The sequence below is a fragment of the Caldicellulosiruptor sp. DIB 104C genome (assembly GCF_028198085.1).
Classification (GTDB): domain Bacteria; phylum Bacillota; class Thermoanaerobacteria; order Caldicellulosiruptorales; family Caldicellulosiruptoraceae; genus Caldicellulosiruptor; species Caldicellulosiruptor saccharolyticus.
In genome coordinates, this window is the sequence record NZ_CP116337.1 from 2,280,303 (window position 1) to 2,298,212 (window position 17,910).

Here is a 17,910-nt window from a genome sequence, read left to right on the forward strand (position 1 = left end):
CAAGTTCTTTTGTCCCAACAATCTTTTCAAAGATTGTGTGGTTTGCTATATGATGTCCTTTGGATTGGCTAACACCACAAAATCCTGGTGAGTTGAAGGCAACTACTGGTTTTCCAATTGCTTTTGAAGCTTTTTTAGCAACTGCTTCTAAGTCATCGCCAATCAGGGCAGTAGGACATGTTGCATAGATGAACACTGCTTTCGCTTCAGGAAATTCCTGGTTTGCTTCGATGATGGCGTTGTAAAGCTTCTTTTCCCCTCCAAAGACTATATCCTTTTCCTGCATATCTGTTGAAAAGCAGTATTTTCTGTGAAACTCACTGTCTGAAAGATGTCTTCGAGACGACCATGTATAGTAAGCACAACCAATTGGCCCATGGACTATCTGAATTACATCTTTAACAGGCCCTCCAACAACACCTCTTGCTCCTGCAAATGCACACCCGCGCTCTGTCATGTCGCCGGGCACTGTTCTAACGTTACAAACAGGTATAACAGGATTTTTCTTATCAGTGATATATGTGTGCCTTCCTCTTTCTTCAATGTACTTATCACAATCAAGAGTTACAAACGGCATTTTCATTCAGCCCCCTTTTTTAACAATTTTTTATACCAAGGCCTCGAAGCCTTTTTCCCTTGTCCTGATTCTTATGCTATCTTCAACAGGAAGGACAAATATCTTCCCATCGCCCACCTGACCTTGCGGTTTACTGCCATGATGATGTTGACAACTCTTTCTACATCCTTGTCATCAACAATGATTGTAATCATGCGTTTTGGAACAAACTCCATAGCAGATGATGAAAGCACCATCTCGGTTGCCTTGTCAACCTCAATAGCTTTTACCTCACCAACAAGTCCACGCTGCCTGCCGCGCCCCAATACTTTTTGGAATGTGGCAGCAGGATACCCTGCTGCCACCAGTACATCTTTTGTCACGCCAACCTTGTTCATTCTGATAATTGCTATTATCTCTTTCATTTTGGAAACTTCACCACCTTACGTTTTTGTAAATAAATTTAAAGCTTCTTCTCACCTGTTCTGATTGTATACGCCTCTTCAACAGGGCTTATAAAAATTTTGCCATCTCCAAAGTTTCCTGTGTATGCATTTTGTAGGATGATATCTACAACTTTTTGGCAATCCTCATCTTCAACAACCATCATCAGCATTGTCTTTGGAAGCTCGTCATAGAGGATACTTCCTGTTCTGATTCCCTTTTGTTTGCCTCGGCCAAACACATCAATCTTTGTCATAGAAACAAAACCATTTGAGTCAAGTGCACGAACAACTTTTTCTTGCATCTCCGGCCTTATTATTGCCCTTATCATCTTCATAACTCAAAATACCTCCCTGAATTTTTCTACTTTCTTGGTGTTAGTTAGTCTGCCAGTCCATACTCTTCTATTAGCTTTTCAAGCTCATCCATTGGCATTGGTTTTGGAATTACAAACATATCGTTTTCTATTATTCTCTTTGCAAGGTCTAAGTACTCTTTTGCCTGATTGCTCTCAGGGTCGTATTCAATCACAGTTTTTCTGTTAATCTCTGCTTTTTGGACAATGTTGTCGCGGGGTATGAACTTTATAAGCTGTGTGCCAAGCCTCTTGCAAAACGCTTCTAAAAGCTCCTTTTCGTTTTCTACCCTCCTTGAGTTGCAGATAATTCCGCCAAGTCGAACGCCACTTGTCTCCGCAAACTTGAGGATTCCTCGGCAGATGTTGTTTGCAGCATAAAGTGCCATCATCTCACCAGAGGCTACAATGTAAATCTCGTTTGCCTTTCCTTCTCTGATTGGCATTGCAAAACCACCACAAACAACGTCACCCAGAACATCATAGAACACAAAGTCAAGGTCGTCAGTAAAAGCTCCAAGCTCTTCTAAAAGGTTGATTGCTGTTATAACACCACGCCCGGCACACCCAACACCAGGCTCTGGCCCACCAGACTCAACACACCTAACTCCGCCAAAGCCTGTGAACATTACCTTGTCAAGCTTGACATTGCTCTCACCAACCTCTCTGACAGTGTCCATTACTGTTACCTGTGATTTGACTCCCAAAATTAGGCGCGTTGAGTCAGCTTTCGGGTCACATCCGACAATCATTACCTTTTTGCCAAGAGTTGCCAGAGCTGCAACTGTGTTTTGAGTTGTTGTAGACTTTCCAATACCGCCTTTTCCATAGATTGCAATCTGTCTCATTCTTTTTTTGACCTCCCTTTCACCAAGATAGTTTTTTATTGAATTGTCAATTTTGTTATGGTAAACTTTAATTTGAGGGTACAAAGAGGATATAATTTTGCGTGCCAGGGGGAGATTATTTGTACAAATTCACCAGCTTGTGTGGAGGGTGAAGGAAGTACTTTTTTGCTCTCCCCCTGAATTTTATCTTTATTTGAAATAAGGATAAAATCTATAAAAAGGGCAACAGCAGACAACCAAACATTTTAGGCTTTTCCAAGTTTTTGATAACACGTGGCAATGGCAGGCACAAAACACATTATTCACTTTTCAAAAGAGAGGGGCGCAAGAGGCAAGGCTGATCTATCCTCTCAATTTGGGGGTGTTTTGGATGCCTGCTGTTGCCAAATTGTAAGCAAAATATATTAAGTTAAACTGCGAGTTTATTTTTTTAAAATAGGTTATATCTTCGTGTCATGTTTAAGGAAACTGCAGGAGGAACATTAATCTTGTTGCCATTGACAAATACTTCAAATGTCTTATAATCAATTTCTATCTTCGGCAGTTGGTTATTATATATCATATTTTCCTTTGATATATTTCTACAATTTTTCACTGGCAAGACTTTTTTGTTTATTCCTATTTTCTTATTTATCTCATTTTCATAGAAATAACCAGAAACAAATGTAACAGCAGTATCATAAACAGCTTTTCCAAATGCTCCAAACATTTTTTTCATAATAACAGGTTGAGGGGTTGGTATTGAAGCATTAGCATCACCCATTTTTGATGCTATAATAAATCCTCCTTTTATTATCATCTCTGGCTTTACTCCGAAGAATGCAGGTTTCCACAAAACTATATCTGCAATTTTTCCTGGTTCAAGAGAACCAATATATTGTGAAATACCATGAGCAATTGCTGGATTAATCGTATACTTACTTATATATCTTTTTACACGATAATTATCATTTTGGGTATCTTCTGGTAGACGTCCATATATCTTTTTCATTTTGTCAGCTGTTTGCCATGTTCGAGTAATTACCTCTCCTATTCTTCCCATAGCTTGTGAATCAGAATTTATAATGCTTATTGCTCCTATATCATGTAAGTAGTCCTCTGCTGCCATGGTTGTTTCTCTTATTCTTGCTTTTGCAAATTCAACATCTTCTTCTAAATTCTTATCAAGATGATGACAGAATATCAGCATATCAAGATGTTCTGAAAAAGTATTTATTGTATGCGGCATTGTAGGAGTGGTAGATGAAGGTATTATATTTTTATACTGTACAACTTTCAGAACGTCTGGTGCATGGCCACCACCTGCACCTTCAACATGATATGCATGTAAAACTCTATTGCCAATAGCTTTTATTGTATCCTCAACAAATCCCGCTTCATTCATACTATCAGTGTGCAAAGCTACTTGGACGTCAAACTCATCAGCTACTTTCAAACATGTATCTATAACTGTTGGTGTTGCACCCCAGTCTTCATGTATTTTAAAACCTACTACCCCTGCTTTCACTTGTTCAATTAACGGCTTTTCATATGAGGAATTCCCCTTCCCTGTCAGCCCAATATTCACAGGAAAGTTATCTATTGCTTTTAACATTTTGAATATATTCCAAACTCCTGGAGTACATGTTGTAGCTTTAGTTCCTTCTGTAGGACCTATTCCACCACCTATTAATGTCGTTATACCTTTATAAAGAGCCGTCTCTATTTGTTGAGGGCAAATGAAATGAACATGAGTATCAATTGCACCTGCTGTAGCAATCAAGCCTTCACCCGAAATAACATCAGTTGAAGGACCTATCACCATATTAGGAGTAACTCCATCCATAACATTTGGATTCCCCGCTTTTCCAATTCCAACTATCTTCCCATCTTTAATTCCTATATCTCCTTTTACAATTCCCCACCAGTCTATTATCACAACATTTGTTATTACAAGATCTAGAGCACTATTATTGCAAGCAAACTGATTTTGGCCCATTCCATCTCTAATATTTTTTCCAGCACCAAATTTACATTCTTCTCCATAGACTGTATAATCTTTTTCAATTTCAATTATTAAATCAGTATCTGCAAGTCGTATTTTATCACCAACTGTAGGTCCATATACCTTGACATAATCTTCTCTTTTGATACGATATGTCATTGCTTTGTCCACCTCCTACTGAGCTTCAATAAAGTTTTTTCTTCTAAAGCCATCTATTCTTTTTAACCCGCCATAATCTACTAATTCGACCTCTATTTCACTTTGTGCTTTAAAAAGTACAGTCGTCCCTGCTGGTATATTAAGCCTTTTACCAATTGCTTTTTTTCTGTCAAATACCAATGCTTCATTAACCTCAAAGAAGTGATAATGTGACCCAACTTGGATATTTTTCTCGCTTACATTTTTCACTTTTATCCGAGTAATCTCTTTACTTGCGTTTAAAACAATATCTTCTCCTTTTTTAACTATTATTTCCCCTGGTCTCATTTTGCTTATTCCCCCCCACTATTTAATTTAATCATTTAATTGGTCTTTGAACTGAAATCAATTTTGTACCATCTTCAAATGTCAACTCAATTTGAATATCCTCAATCATATCTTCTACTCCTTCTATCACATCCTCTTTTCTTAATGCAGTTTCAACAGTTTTGATTGCTTCTTCATAAGAACATCCCGCGCGAACTGCTTCCATCACTTCATAGCATATATAAGCTACTGCTTCGGGATAATTCAATTTTAACCCTTTCTCCTTTCTCTCTTTCGCCATTTTACCTGCTAACCACAACAATAATTTTTCCTTTTCTTCATTTGTCAGATACATAATTTACCATCTCCCCTCTCATGCTGTATAACTCTTTTAGTTATTTAATTTAAACCATTAAAAGTCTACACATAGTAGGATAACTTTCTTCATTTATTACCCCTTCGTCAACTACATGCCCACTATCAAGAAAGTAATAATAATCACCTATCTCTAACAACAAATCTAAATTTTGTTCGACTACTAAAACCGAGATTCCTCTTTTTTTAATTTCGTATAATGCACATACTATAGTTTCCACTACTGAAGGCTGTATTCCTTCTGTTGGCTCATCAAGAATTAATAACTTTGGACTTTTAATCAATGCTCTTGCTATGGCAAGCTGTTGTTGCTCTCCACCACTTAAGCTCCCTCCTTTTCTATTTATTAACACTTTAAGCTTTGGGAATAAAGTGAATACTTCCTCTATTCTGCTTTGAACATTTTTATTCATAATGAGCAAATTTTCTGCAACAGTTAATTGAGGGAAAATTCCTCTTCCTTGGGGGACATAACCAATTCCCAATTCTGCTCTTTCATAAGGTTTTAATGAATTAATGAGCTTCTCTTCAAACCATATTTCTCCCTTTTTTATTTTTACTATACCCAAAATTGTTTTTAAGAGTGTGGTTTTCCCAACACCATTTCTTCCAATTATACCTACTATAGAGTTTTTATCTACTCGTAAAGAAATTCCATGAAGAACAATACTGTCAGCATATCCTGAATAAACATTATTGATTAACAACATAATCTCTACTCCTCCCTTTCCCTAAGTAAACTTCAATCACTTGCTTGTTATTTTGAATTTCATCCATTTTCCCTTCTGCTATGATTTGCCCCTCATGTAGTACAGTCACTCTTGCAGTTTCAAACATTCTCACAAAGTCCATATCGTGTTCTACAATCAACACTGTTGTATTTTGTCTAATTTGCTCAATAATTTTAGATAGATTTTTCTTTTCAGTTTTACTTAATCCCGCACCTGGTTCATCTAACAAAACTAATGAAGGTTTTTTTACCATAATCATACATAATTCCAACATTTGACGTTCACCATGAGATAGGTTTTGTGCTTTTTCTGAAAGTTTTTTTTCTAAATTGAAAATTCTACTTATTTCTTCAATTCTTTCGTTTATTTCTTTTATATTTTTTTCGACTGTTTTTAAGCCAACTTCACTTATAAAACTCAAAATAAGATTATCGCGCACTGTTAACGTATTAAAAACACTTGGTGTCTGAAATTTTCTAACAATCCCTACTTTTGCACGTATATAATTAGGATGATAGGTAATATCTTTTTCATTAAAAACAATTCTGCCTTTAGAAGGAGAAATTTTTCCACAAATAATATCCATTAATGTTGTTTTGCCTGCTCCATTGGGCCCTATTAAAAACCTTATTTCATTAGCATTTAGAAAAAGATTAATATTGTTAAGTATGGTTAATCCATTTACTGCAAACGAGAGATTTTCAACTTTTAACAAGTGATGAGGCATATTTCTCACCTCAGTTTCTCATTTATTTTCAAAATGTTATGTGTTTTTTTAAATTTTGAGAATCTTATATTTTTAATCAGTTTTATATTTGTATACTCAATTAACGAAATCATAATAAACACAACTCCCAGTAGATATAACCAAATATCTGGATAATTCTCACTTATAATACTCTTTAAGAAATATGCCACTACAGTTCCCACAATACCACCAAGAAGATTTACTTTTCCACCAATTGCAACTCCTAAAACTAATTCTATTGATGGAATAATACCCATTTCGCTCGGCGAAATCATTCCAACATTCAATACAAATAACATTCCACCAATTGCTGCCAAAACAGCTGAAAATATATATATAGTTATTTTGTATCCTAATGGATTTATTCCTAAATATTTTAATCTCTCTTCATTGTCTCTTATTGCAATTAATATATTCCCATATTTCTTTACAATCACTTTACCCACAACATACAACACTATAACAACAGCAAGTGTTAGATAATATATCCACATTTTTATCTTTTCATCTTTTAGGCTAATCCCTAAAAAGGTCTTAAAATTGGTTAATCCATTTGTTCCACCTGTTAGAGGTTGCTGACCTATAAAAAGCGTCACAAAAATTACAGCCAGTGCTTGAGTAATTAAAGTAAAATACACATCTTTAATACTCCTCTTAAAAGTGAAATAACCTAATGCACCTGCTAATAGTGCCGGAATAAGAATTCCTAATAAAATAGCAATAAACACGTTTTTAAATGGCACCCACAAAAGTGGTAATTTTTCTAACCCACACCATTGCATAAAATCGGTTAATCCAAAATTTGAAGCCTCTAATTTCAAGTACATTCCTAATGCATAAGCCCCTAATCCAAAGAAGACTGCTTGCCCTAAACTTAGAATTCCTGTATAACCCCATAATAACACAATCCCTACAGCTGCTATACTATAAGAAAGATACTTGCCAAACAAAGCAACTCTGAATGATGAGGTAACAAAAGGAAGTAACATCAAACTTCCAAACAAAATTAATTCGAAAACTCTGGACATTAAGTTGTTACAATTTCTACTCATTTTTAGCACCCCTACTTTTCATACTGCGCTCCTTTCGGGTCTGTAATACAAGCCATGAGGTTTAAATTGAAGTATTAAAATTATGATTATGAAAATCAAAACTTTAGCCATGGTAGTACTCATATTTAATTCAAAGAAGGTTTTTAAAAATCCAATAATTAAAGAACTAATGATAACCCCTGGTAAATACCCCATTCCACCTAAAATAACAATCATAAAAGCATCTATGATATAATTTGTGCCCATGCTTGGACCTATAGGCCCAAGTATGGTCAAACAACATCCAGCTACACCTGCAAGTCCTGTGCCTATACCAAATGACAAGGAATCAATTTCTTCAGAATTTATTCCTAATGCTGAAGCAATCTCTCGATTCTGAAGAACTGCTTTAATCCTTAACCCTATTACAGTTTTGTTCAGCAAGATAAACATTAGTATCAAAAGACTAATTGCTACCACAAGGATAAAAAGTCGTCTTGATGGTATAAACAAATGAGAAGCAAAATTAATTTGCTTTGACATCCATTGTGGTGTCTTTACTTCAACGTTAGGAGCTCCAAATATATTTCGAACTAACTGTTGAAGAATTAGACTTATGCCCCAAGTCAAAAGCAAACTATCTAACGTGCGCTCGTATAGCCTTTTCACAATAGTCTTTTCAATAAAAACACCTATTAAAAACCCTACTATGAAAGCCACAGGTATTGCAATTAAAATGTAATAGTCAAAGAACGACTTCCAATACTTTTCAAAAACATTCTGAATTACATAAGTAGTGTACGCACCAAGCATTATAAACTCTCCATGAGCCATATTTATAATTTTCATTAAACCAAATGTTATGACAAGACCCATAGCAATTAAGATGTAAATGCTACCAACACTAAGAGCATTGAATATATTACTAAACCAGTAACTAATGTTCTTCACCCCCTCCTCTTGCCTTTATTATAGATTTATTGCTCACTTAATCCTTGGGCCCATTCATAACCTTTTAGGTACGGATCTGGTTTTACCGGTTTATTTGTTTTCCACAGTTCTCTTATTTGTCCATTTTCTAGTATTTCGCCTATTCTAACTGTCTTATATAAATGTTGATTATCTCCGTCGATCTTAACAGGGCCTTCCGGAGCATTAAACTCAATTCCTTTCGCAGCTTCTCTTACTTTATCTACATCTGTTGACCCTGCTTTTTCAACAGCTTTAGCCCATAAATACACTCCTATATATGCTGCTTCAATAGGATCATCGGTTACCCTGTCTTCTCCATATTTCTTCTTATATTTCTCTACAAACTCTTTATTTTCAGGAGTATCTACGCTTTGGAAATAGTTCCATGCTACAAGATGGCCTTTTAAATATTCTGGACCAATTCCTTTGATTTCTTCTTCTGCAATGCTTACTGACATAACTGGTAGAGTTTTGGCATCAATTCCCGCATCTTTTAACTGCTTGAAAAATGCCACATTACTATCACCATTTAGCGTATTAAACACTACATCTGGCTTTGCAGCTTTGATTTTATTTATCACAGAACTATAATCTGTATGACCCAATGGCGTGTATTCTTCTCCAACCACAACACCGCCCAAATACTTTAGATAAGCCTTAATAATCTTATTTGCTGTACGTGGAAAAACATAATCTGAACCCAACAAATAAAATCTTTTTTTGCCATTGTCAAATAACCATTTCACAGCTGGAACTATCTGTTGGTTAGGTGCAGCTCCCATATAGAAAATATTGGGTGATGATTCTAAACCTTCATATTGAACCGGGTAAAACAGTAAACCATTATTTTCTTCTACAACTGGTAAAACAGCCTTTCTACTCGCAGACGTCCAACAACCAAAAATAACTGCTACCTTGTCTTTTTGCAAAAGTTTCTTAGCTTTTTCAGCAAATGTTGGCCAATCCGATGCTCCGTCCTCTACTATAGGCTCCAATTTTTTACCAAGTACTCCACCATTATTATTAATTTCTTCTATGGCCATTAACTCTGCGTCCCTCAGAGAAACCTCACTTATTGACATTGTCCCACTTAATGAATGTAAAATGCCAACTTTTATTGTTTCTTCACTTTTCTCTTTTTCACTTTCAGAAGAAGATGAAGACTTTTTGCACCCGTATAAGACAGCCACAACCATTACAATTACTAATAACAAAGACAACATTTTTACCAACATTTCATTTGATTTTCTCATAAGTCTAATTCCTCCTCCCAATAATTTAATATCTTTTTGTAATTCAGCATTAATATCATTTTAGAGGGGCGCAAGAGGCAAGGCTGATCTATCCTCTCAATTTGGGGGTGTTTTGGATGCCTGCTGTTGCCAAATTGTAAGCGGAAAACTATTGACCGAAGATAAAGGCAAGCCCCCCAAATTTCATATCGCACTTTCTCCCTTTTCGCCGGTTCTGATTCTCACTGCATCTTCGACATTGTAGATGAATATCTTTCCATCGCCTATCCTGCCAGAGCGTGCAACTTTTATGATTGTGTCTACAATTCTATCAACCTCTGAGTCTTTTACAATAAGCTCAATCTTTATTTTTGGTAAGAGGTTTATGTTAATCTCAACACCTCTGTAATACTCAGTCTTTCCCTTTTGAAGACCACAGCCCATAACCTGTGACACCGTCATACCTTTGATGCCAAGCTGGTTTAAAGCATCTTTTACCTCTTCAAGCTTCTCAGGCCTGATTATACACTCAATCTTTTTCATAATCTTCACCCTTTTCAATTAAGATTTAGCTTATCTACATATTTTTACTTAACTGTTTGAGACTTTATTACAAAGTCGCCATACGCTGCTGTGCCATGTTCTGTAACATCCAGACCTTCTATCTCTTCCTCTTCAGAGACTCTCAAACCAACTGTGAGCTTGATAATTGCAAAGAGGATAAAGGCTGTTATTGTAGTCCATATAAACGTTGAAACAACTCCGGCAAGCTGCACTAAAAATTGTTTTATTCCACCGCCATAGAAAAGACCTCCATCTGTTGCAAAAAGACCAACCATCAGTGTACCAAACGCACCACATACGCCATGCACTGAGATTGCACCGACTGGGTCATCAATTTTGAGCTTTTTGTCAATGAACTCAACAGCGACAACTACAAGTATTCCTGCAAGACCACCAATAATTGCTGCACCCCAAGCGTTAACTGATGCACATCCTGCTGTGATTGCAACAAGACCAGCCAAAGCACCATTTAGTGTCATACTAACGTCCGGTTTTTTGTACTTTAGCCATGTATATATCATCGCCAAGTCCGCACCCATTGCAGCTGCCAAGTTTGTATTGACTGCAATATCGCCAATTTTGTCGTTCATACCTGAAAGAGTAGAACCTGGGTTGAATCCAAACCAGCCAAACCACAAGATAAATGTGCCAAGTGCTGCTAAGGTGATGCTATGGCCAGGGATAGCATTGACCTTGCCATCTTTTGTGTATTTTCCTATTCTCGGTCCAAGCATTGCGGCACCTATCAGTGCACTCCAGCCACCAACAGAATGTACAACAGTTGAACCTGCAAAGTCGATAAATCCAAGTTTGCTAAGCCAGCCGCCGCCCCATGCCCAGTGACCAACAACAGGATATATTATGAATGAAATAACTGCGCTGTAGATACAGTAAGCAATGAACTTTGTTCGCTCAGCCATAGCACCAGAGACAATCGTTGCGGCTGTTGCTGCAAATACTGTCTGGAACATCAAGAATGATGTAAGCGGAATTGAAAGCCCTAAATGTTTGAATGAGTCGCTTAGGAAAAATCCTGACGTTCCTATAAAACCACCAGCGTCTTTGCCAAACATGAATGCAAACCCGAACAACCAGAAAATTACAGAACCGATTGCAAAGTCCATTAGGTTTTTCATAACAATGTTGCTTGCGTTCTTTGCTCTTGTAAAACCTGCTTCAACCATTGCAAACCCTGCTTGCATGAAGAAGACCAAAAACGCTGTAATAAGCACCCACACATTGTCAATTGCTGTTGCGACCTTTTCAGGTGTAATCTGGTCAGCTTTTGCTGTGCTAAATCCTAATATCAAAGCAAGGATTAAAAGTACAATACCAAGCAGGATTTTAAAACTTCTATACATTTTTAACCCTCCTCATTTAATTGAAAGTTGATTTGAATTTGAAAAGCACTTTTTAACACCTCCCTGCGCCCCTCTTTTCAGAAATAAATTTATGTGGTATAATAAAAAAGCTATTTTAAAGAAAAAAGTAAAAGAAAAAACATTGCAAATGGGGTTGTGTGTGGAGTATTATCCCATGTGAGGTAAAAGAAGTATTGAGTAAATTGCGGTGTTAAATAAAAAAGGCAAAGGCAACCTTTTGAAAGGCGCCTTTGCCTTTCTTTTTTTATTCTCTTTGTTTATTCTCATTATATTCTTCATTTTGCAATTTGTCAATACCAAAATTGCATTTTATTTTATATAAAGTTTTTAAGGTAATTTATAATTGTTTTAGATATTGTATATAAAAAGTAGGATGTATTTGTATGCTTTGCTTTTTGTTAATCTAATTCTATAGTACCTAATTAGATGATTATTGCATGATAACAAATTTACAAGGCAAATTTTTATGGTTATATTATAATGATTAACAGAAAGAAAAAAAAGGAACCAGCTGTAACAGAGAGGTATGCTTCTGTGAAACTTCCAGAGGATTTTAAAATCTTATTCAAAAATTACAACTTTGAAATGTTAGATACAGAGAAACACAAAGAATTAATAGTGAACTACCATCCACCTGAAGAGGTGGAGGCTTCGCAAGAAGTTTGGTAGTGTTATACTACCCTTATTCTCACAGGGTGGTTCACACACCCACTACTGGTTATCTGCCTTATAGCAGATTCACCAGCTACTTTTCTTAAAATATTTATCGCACCGTTTATATCTGCATTAACAACATACCCGCAATCTTTACATACGTACAATCCCCTGTGTTTCCTGTTACTTTTCTTTATTATTTCACATCTACTGCATGTCTGTGATGTATAGCTTTCATCCACTTCCACATACCCTATACCATAATACTTGCACTTTGATTCTAACTTCCTCTTGAACTTCTCAAACGGTATCCCCACAAAATTTTGATTGTTTACTTTACCAAGATTTATCTCTTGTTTTATCTCCTTCATTTTCCCTACTACTACCCAGCCTATTTGATTACTTAAACAATGCTTAACTATTAAGTTGACTGCTTGATTCAAAAAGTTGTCAATTATATGCTGCCTTCTAAGAGAAATCTGAGCAAGTCTTCTACCAGATTTTATCGCTTGCTTGCTGTAAATTGACTGAAGTCTTGCTCTTTCCTTGTTGTACCATCGGTTGACTGATTTTATATACCTGCCTTCTATCAAAAAGGCAGTCCCGATGGTATCAGCCACCGCTGCAAAATTGTCAAGCCCTAAGTCTATCGATAAGTACTTGCTTTTGTCAAGATTATAAGACTGTTCTTCTTCCTCATACACATACTCAATCTCAAACCATCTGCCATGAAACTTTGGTATTATCCTGACTTCCTTGAGCTTTTTGCCTGTAATGTTTTGCGGCAACTCAAAATACAAGTACCTTATCCCAAATTCCCTGTAAAAATTTCTACCAAGACTGAGTCTTAGTTTATCCCCTTCTACCTTGAACTGGTCCTTAGGGAAAACAATCTGGTACATCCCATCCTTTGGTAGGTATTTTGGTATTGAAACTTTTTTATCTGTTTTCTCTTCTTTTTTAGCTTTCAAAAGACCTAAAAAGGATTTAAAACCCTCATCTACAGAAATAAGCGTTTGCTGGGCAACCTGCGATGGAAGCAGTCTGTAGTTTTCATTTTCCTTTACAAGATGATATACACTTTCATATCGCAGATATTGCCGGGTTTTGAAATAGTGTTGCCTTATGTGATACAAAGCATAATTGTATAGATTCTTTGAAAAATGGCACAGTATTTGCAACAACATGTATGTTTGTTTATCACATCTTATGTGATTTTTCTGGGTTTTGTACATTTTGCATCACCTTAAGAATATTGTATCATATCTTTGGCAATTTATCTCCATCTTATAGAAGATGGAGTCTTCTTGCTTGATCTGATAAATAACTGGGTAGATAGATCTAAATATTATTGATATGTTCTTTTTGAGCAATTAGCAGGAACATCTCACTGCTATCAATATTGCAAATGCTATTTAGCTTTGCTTTTTGGCACAAGACGATGATTTCATTCATCGGCGGCAGAAAATGATTCTTTACTGGTTCAGGAAGGTCTTTATGAAGGCTATTTATTCTATCTCTTGACTGTGAATGAGCAATTGCAAGCTTGCCACCTTCTTTTAGCATCTGAGAAAACTTTTTCACTGCCATTTCTTTGTCTTCTATATGCGGAAAAACTGAGTAGCATATGATAGCATCAAAGTACTCTTTGAAAGGAAGCTCCATTACATCACTGCAAACAAAATCTACATTTTCTATTTCTTTGTACTTTTCTTCTGCTCTTTCAATCATCTTCTTTGAAATGTCCACCCCGAGATAGCTTCCTTGCTGCCCGACAAATTTTAAAATATATTCTATCAAAACTCCTGTGCCACATCCAACATCTAAAACATTATCACCCTTTTTGAGCTGGATTTTTTCTATTATTTCATTTACCTTTTGAGGGTCATGCCATGCAATTTCATCCCACTTTTCTGCAAGCATGTCAAAATATCTCTGTACATCCATGTTTGTTTTTCACCTCTTTCTTAATAAGATTTTTGAAAAAATTTGCATGAGACAAAAAGCAAAAGCCCACAAAAGGAAAATTCGAGATGCTTCTTCCCTTCGTGGGCTTTGTTATTCTATAGTGTTTTTTTAGCTACTATTAAATATATTATCAGATTTTCTTTTTAATGAAAACTTTTTAATAGTATAAAACTCTTTTTGATTATTTAAACAAGGTCAAGAGCACACCTGCTGCAACTGCAGAGCCTATAACCCCTGCAACGTTTGGACCCATTGCGTGCATGAGTAAAAAGTTTGACGGGTTCTCCTTTTGCCCAACAACTTGAGAAACACGTGCTGCCATAGGAACAGCTGAAACACCTGCAGATCCAATTAGAGGATTGATTTTCCCGCCAGAGAGTTTGTACATTATCTTGCCAAACACAACACCGCCAACTGTTGCAAATATGAATGCCAAAAGTCCCAAGAAGATTATCGCAAGTGTCTTTGGATTTAAAAACCTGTCTGCACTTGCCGTTGCACCAACAGAAAGTCCTAAAAAGATTGTGATGATGTTAATAAGTGCATTCTGAGCAGTTTCTGAAAGTCTTTCAACAACTCCACATTCCCTGAAAAGATTGCCAAGCATGAGCATACCAATCAGTGGTGCAACAGATGGCAAAAGTAGAGATACAATTATTGTCACAGCAATAGGGAAAACTATCTTTTCAAGTTTTGAAACCTCTCGAAGCTGATCCATCTTGACCATGCGCTCTTCCTTTGTTGTCAAAAGCTTCATGATTGGTGGCTGGATAAGCGGAATTAGCGCCATGTAAGAATATGCAGCAATTGCAATAGCTCCAAGAAGGTGTGGCGCAAGCTTGGTGGTGAGGAAAATTGCAGTTGGACCATCAGCACCACCAATTATGCCAATAGATGCTGCTTCTTGCGGTGTAAACCCGATAAGAAGCGCTACCATAAAAGCAAAATAAATTCCAAACTGAGCAGCAGCGCCAAGAAAAAGACTGCTTGGCATTGCAATTAGTGGTCCAAAGTCTGTCATCGCCCCAACACCAAGAAAAATCAGTGGTGGATAAATCCCAAGCTTTACTCCTTGATAAAGATAATAAACAAGCCCGCCCTTGTCTTGGCTTGACAAGAAAGAAAGTGGCAAGTTTGCAAGCATCATACCAAATGCAATAGGCAAAAGCAAAAGCGGTTCAAACTTTTTGCCAATTGCAAGGTACATCAAGACGCATGAAATCCCAAGCATAATAGCCTGACCTAAGGTTATCTTTGCAAAACCTGATGTTATGAGTATATCAGTGATTGCTTTTGTTATCATATTGAAAAATTCCATCTCTGCTTCTCCCCTTCTTTGGTAGTTACTTTAAGATTGCTAAAATATCACCACTTGCAACCTGAGCTCCTTTTGATACAACTACCTTTTCAACAGTGCCATCTTCCGGTGCCATAATCTCATTTTCCATCTTCATCGCCTCTAAGATAAAAAGAACATCACCTTTTTTGACCTTTTGCCCCTCTTGGACATTCACAGCCAAGATTTTTCCTGGCATTGGCGCAGAAATCTTTATTCCTCCGGCTACTGCTTTGCCAATCTCCTCTGCTGATACTTTTTTTGAAGTTTCATTAGCCTGTTTTGAACCATTGCCGTTTTCTACTCTTTCAACTTCAACCTCAAACTTCTTACCATTAACTGTTACAATATATTTCATCTCAAAAATCACCCTCCGCAAAAATAAGTTTTATTTCAAAACATTTTTTACCTGTTAACAGGTTTTATTGATTTTATTTTTAGCTCAGAAAGTGGAATACTGGTGTCAAATGAAACTGCTGCCAAAATTGCCGCAACCTCTTCATCATCAGCGTCAATTACCAAAGCTTCACCTGAGACAAAACCTGTTTTGTCGACAGGTTTGTACTCCTTCGTCTCATCTATGGTGAGATTTAAACCTTCATCAATACCACTTTCTTTTTGTGGCGCTTTTGCAATCCTTTGTAAAACTTTTGAAAGAAGGCTTATAATTAAGCTCAAAAGCGCCAAAACAGCAAAGACAATGAGCATTCCAATAATGGTGACTTCAAACCCTAAGATGAGCCTCTCACCCAGTGTACTGTAGTTGTAGTGCATCTTTTCTCACCTTCTTAAAACTTATGATTTCAAACCTTCAATTGTATACACAATCTTTCGCATCTGGGCGGTCTTCGGTTTACTTCTATTTTTCAAAAACTCTTCAGCAACCTGCGGGAAGAGAATGTAAGATAAAACATCCTCATCAGTCTTTGCAAAGTCTTTTATCTGCTGTTTTGTCTTTTCGAAAATGGACTCTAATGTGTCTGCAAACCTTCCTTCAATCGGCTTTTCGCTGCCAAGCACCTTTTTTACAAGCTCAGGATTTATCTCCCCAGGCGGTTTTCCATACTCTCCTTTTATATATGCCTTTACCTCTTTCAAAATCACCTTGTACCTCTCGCCAGCGAGGACATTTGCAGCAGCCTGTGTTCCAACCATCTGGCTCATTGGTGTGACAAGTGGTGGGTAGCCTAAATCCTCTCTCACTCTTGGCACCTCCATCAAAACTTCATCAAGCTTATCCAAAGCGTTTTGCTGCTTTAGCTGCGCAATAAGGTTTGAAAGCATCCCACCTGGAATCTGGTAGATGAGCGCATCTGTGTCTGTTGACAAAACAAAAGGATTAAGAATACCATTTTGTATAAACTTGTCTTTTACAGGCTTGAAAAAGTCGTTTATTTCTTTTAGAATTTTGTTATTTAGCCCTGTTTCAAAACCCATTTGCTTGAGTGCATAGTCCAAAGTCTCTGTTGGTGGCTGTGATGTGCCTCCTGAAAAGCTTGAGATTGCTGTGTCAATACCATCAACTCCAGCTTCAACTGCCTTTAGGTATGTGAGAATTCCAAGTCCTGTTGTGGAGTGTGTGTGAAGGAAAACTGGTACCTTTACGTTTTCCTTTAGTGCTTTCACAAGATCATAAGCTTCTTTTGGACTCATGATACCTGCCATGTCTTTTATACAGATTGAATGAACACCCATGCTTTCAAGGTCTTTGCCAATCTTTACGTACATCTCAAGATTGTGGATTGGGCTTATAGTATACACAATTGTGCCCTGTGCATGACCACCTGCTTTGATTGTCTCATCAACAGCAACTTCAATGTTTCGCAGATCATTTAAAGCATCAAATATCCTTATTATATCCATGCCATTTTCAATAGATTTTCGAACAAACATCCTCACAACATCGTCTGGGTAATGCTTGTAGCCCAAAAGGTTTTGACCACGTAAAAGCATCTGAAGCTTTGTGTTTTTCACTTTTGATCTTATTTTTCGCAAGCGTTCCCAAGGGTCTTCATTTAAGTACCTAAGACATGAGTCAAATGTTGCACCGCCCCAGCACTCAATTGAATAATACCCTGCAGAGTCTATTCTGTCTAAAATACCTTCAAAATCTTCCAAAGGCATCCTTGTTGCAATTAGTGATTGCTGGGCATCCCTTAAAACGGTTTCTGTAATGAAAATTCTCTTCATTTTTTTCAACCCCTTCTACCACCTGCTTTGAATTTTGCTGCCAATTTTATTTTGGTCAATTTTTTAACAATAAGC

The 17,910-nt window shown here is 36.8% G+C and carries 20 protein-coding genes and 1 pseudogene; 1 reads left to right on the forward strand and 20 read right to left on the reverse strand.

What is annotated here, in order from left to right; genetic code table 11:
* From PGC14_RS11190 to PGC14_RS11260, 14 genes and pseudogenes are all read right to left on the reverse strand, one after another.
* The coding region (locus PGC14_RS11190) for a nitrogenase component 1 (RefSeq protein ID WP_271628963.1) at positions 1-577 on the reverse strand (577 nt) is incomplete at its 3' end.
* 30 nt (positions 578-607) lie between these two features.
* Positions 608-981, reverse strand: a pseudogene (locus PGC14_RS11200) (P-II family nitrogen regulator).
* A gap of 38 nt (positions 982-1,019) precedes the next feature.
* The gene (locus PGC14_RS11205) at positions 1,020-1,337 is read right to left on the reverse strand and encodes a P-II family nitrogen regulator (RefSeq protein WP_011917963.1); all 318 of its coding nucleotides are present in this window, start codon (positions 1,335-1,337) and stop codon (positions 1,020-1,022) included.
* Between the two features lie 44 nt (positions 1,338-1,381).
* Positions 1,382-2,203 carry a nitrogenase iron protein gene (gene nifH / locus PGC14_RS11210; protein ID WP_013433018.1) on the reverse strand — a complete coding sequence of 274 codons (822 nt, stop codon included), beginning with the start codon at positions 2,201-2,203 and terminating at the stop codon, positions 1,382-1,384.
* 430 nt (positions 2,204-2,633) lie between these two features.
* Positions 2,634-4,346 (reverse strand): urease subunit alpha, encoded by a 1,713-nt coding sequence (gene ureC / locus PGC14_RS11215; protein WP_271628965.1) that lies wholly within the window; start codon positions 4,344-4,346, stop codon positions 2,634-2,636.
* 15 nt (positions 4,347-4,361) lie between these two features.
* Positions 4,362-4,673, reverse strand: a complete 312-nt coding sequence (ureB, locus tag PGC14_RS11220; RefSeq protein WP_045166131.1) for an urease subunit beta — start codon at positions 4,671-4,673, stop codon at positions 4,362-4,364.
* Positions 4,674-4,704: 31 nt separating this feature from the next.
* On the reverse strand, positions 4,705-5,007 hold the full coding sequence (ureA, locus tag PGC14_RS11225) for an urease subunit gamma (RefSeq protein WP_045166130.1): 303 nt from the start codon (positions 5,005-5,007) through the stop codon (positions 4,705-4,707).
* A 49-nt stretch (positions 5,008-5,056) separates the two neighbouring features.
* The gene (locus tag PGC14_RS11230) at positions 5,057-5,737 is read right to left on the reverse strand and encodes an ABC transporter ATP-binding protein (RefSeq protein WP_271628966.1); all 681 of its coding nucleotides are present in this window, start codon (positions 5,735-5,737) and stop codon (positions 5,057-5,059) included.
* Positions 5,721-6,485, reverse strand: coding sequence for an ABC transporter ATP-binding protein (locus tag PGC14_RS11235; protein WP_011917969.1), 765 nt, complete (start codon positions 6,483-6,485; stop codon positions 5,721-5,723). The genes PGC14_RS11230 and PGC14_RS11235 overlap by 17 nt, the downstream gene beginning before the upstream one ends.
* Before the next feature lie 5 nt (positions 6,486-6,490).
* Positions 6,491-7,558 carry an urea ABC transporter permease subunit UrtC gene (urtC, locus tag PGC14_RS11240; RefSeq protein ID WP_271628967.1) on the reverse strand — a complete coding sequence of 356 codons (1,068 nt, stop codon included), beginning with the start codon at positions 7,556-7,558 and terminating at the stop codon, positions 6,491-6,493.
* Between the two features lie 18 nt (positions 7,559-7,576).
* Positions 7,577-8,479, reverse strand: coding sequence for an urea ABC transporter permease subunit UrtB (gene urtB, locus PGC14_RS11245; protein ID WP_307742517.1), 903 nt, complete (start codon positions 8,477-8,479; stop codon positions 7,577-7,579).
* A 35-nt stretch (positions 8,480-8,514) separates the two neighbouring features.
* Positions 8,515-9,744 (reverse strand): urea ABC transporter substrate-binding protein, encoded by a 1,230-nt coding sequence (gene urtA, locus PGC14_RS11250; RefSeq protein ID WP_422653046.1) that lies wholly within the window; start codon positions 9,742-9,744, stop codon positions 8,515-8,517.
* Positions 9,745-9,945: 201 nt separating this feature from the next.
* Entirely contained in the window at positions 9,946-10,284 is a 339-nt protein-coding gene (locus PGC14_RS11255; RefSeq protein ID WP_045173932.1) for a P-II family nitrogen regulator, read from the reverse strand.
* A gap of 44 nt (positions 10,285-10,328) precedes the next feature.
* Entirely contained in the window at positions 10,329-11,666 is a 1,338-nt protein-coding gene (locus PGC14_RS11260) for an ammonium transporter (protein WP_271628970.1), read from the reverse strand.
* Between the two features lie 501 nt (positions 11,667-12,167).
* Here PGC14_RS11260 and PGC14_RS11265 point away from each other — a divergent pair.
* Positions 12,168-12,356, forward strand: coding sequence for a hypothetical protein (locus PGC14_RS11265; RefSeq protein ID WP_039767368.1), 189 nt, complete (start codon positions 12,168-12,170; stop codon positions 12,354-12,356).
* Positions 12,357-12,358: 2 nt separating this feature from the next.
* Here the strand turns inward: PGC14_RS11265 and PGC14_RS11270 are convergent, their stop codons facing one another.
* From PGC14_RS11270 to PGC14_RS11295, 6 genes are all read right to left on the reverse strand, one after another.
* Positions 12,359-13,576, reverse strand: coding sequence for an RNA-guided endonuclease InsQ/TnpB family protein (locus PGC14_RS11270; RefSeq protein ID WP_271628971.1), 1,218 nt, complete (start codon positions 13,574-13,576; stop codon positions 12,359-12,361).
* A 106-nt stretch (positions 13,577-13,682) separates the two neighbouring features.
* The gene (locus tag PGC14_RS11275) at positions 13,683-14,288 is read right to left on the reverse strand and encodes a class I SAM-dependent methyltransferase (protein WP_271628972.1); all 606 of its coding nucleotides are present in this window, start codon (positions 14,286-14,288) and stop codon (positions 13,683-13,685) included.
* Positions 14,289-14,490: 202 nt separating this feature from the next.
* The gene (locus PGC14_RS11280) at positions 14,491-15,627 is read right to left on the reverse strand and encodes a sodium ion-translocating decarboxylase subunit beta (RefSeq protein WP_271628973.1); all 1,137 of its coding nucleotides are present in this window, start codon (positions 15,625-15,627) and stop codon (positions 14,491-14,493) included.
* Positions 15,628-15,652: 25 nt separating this feature from the next.
* Positions 15,653-16,003, reverse strand: a complete 351-nt coding sequence (locus PGC14_RS11285) for a biotin/lipoyl-containing protein (RefSeq protein ID WP_271628974.1) — start codon at positions 16,001-16,003, stop codon at positions 15,653-15,655.
* 47 nt (positions 16,004-16,050) lie between these two features.
* Positions 16,051-16,419 (reverse strand): OadG family transporter subunit, encoded by a 369-nt coding sequence (locus PGC14_RS11290; protein ID WP_271628975.1) that lies wholly within the window; start codon positions 16,417-16,419, stop codon positions 16,051-16,053.
* Positions 16,420-16,440: 21 nt separating this feature from the next.
* Complete coding sequence (locus PGC14_RS11295; protein ID WP_271628976.1) at positions 16,441-17,835, reverse strand: oxaloacetate decarboxylase subunit alpha; 1,395 nt, start codon at positions 17,833-17,835, stop codon at positions 16,441-16,443.
* Positions 17,836-17,910 lie beyond the last annotated feature (75 nt).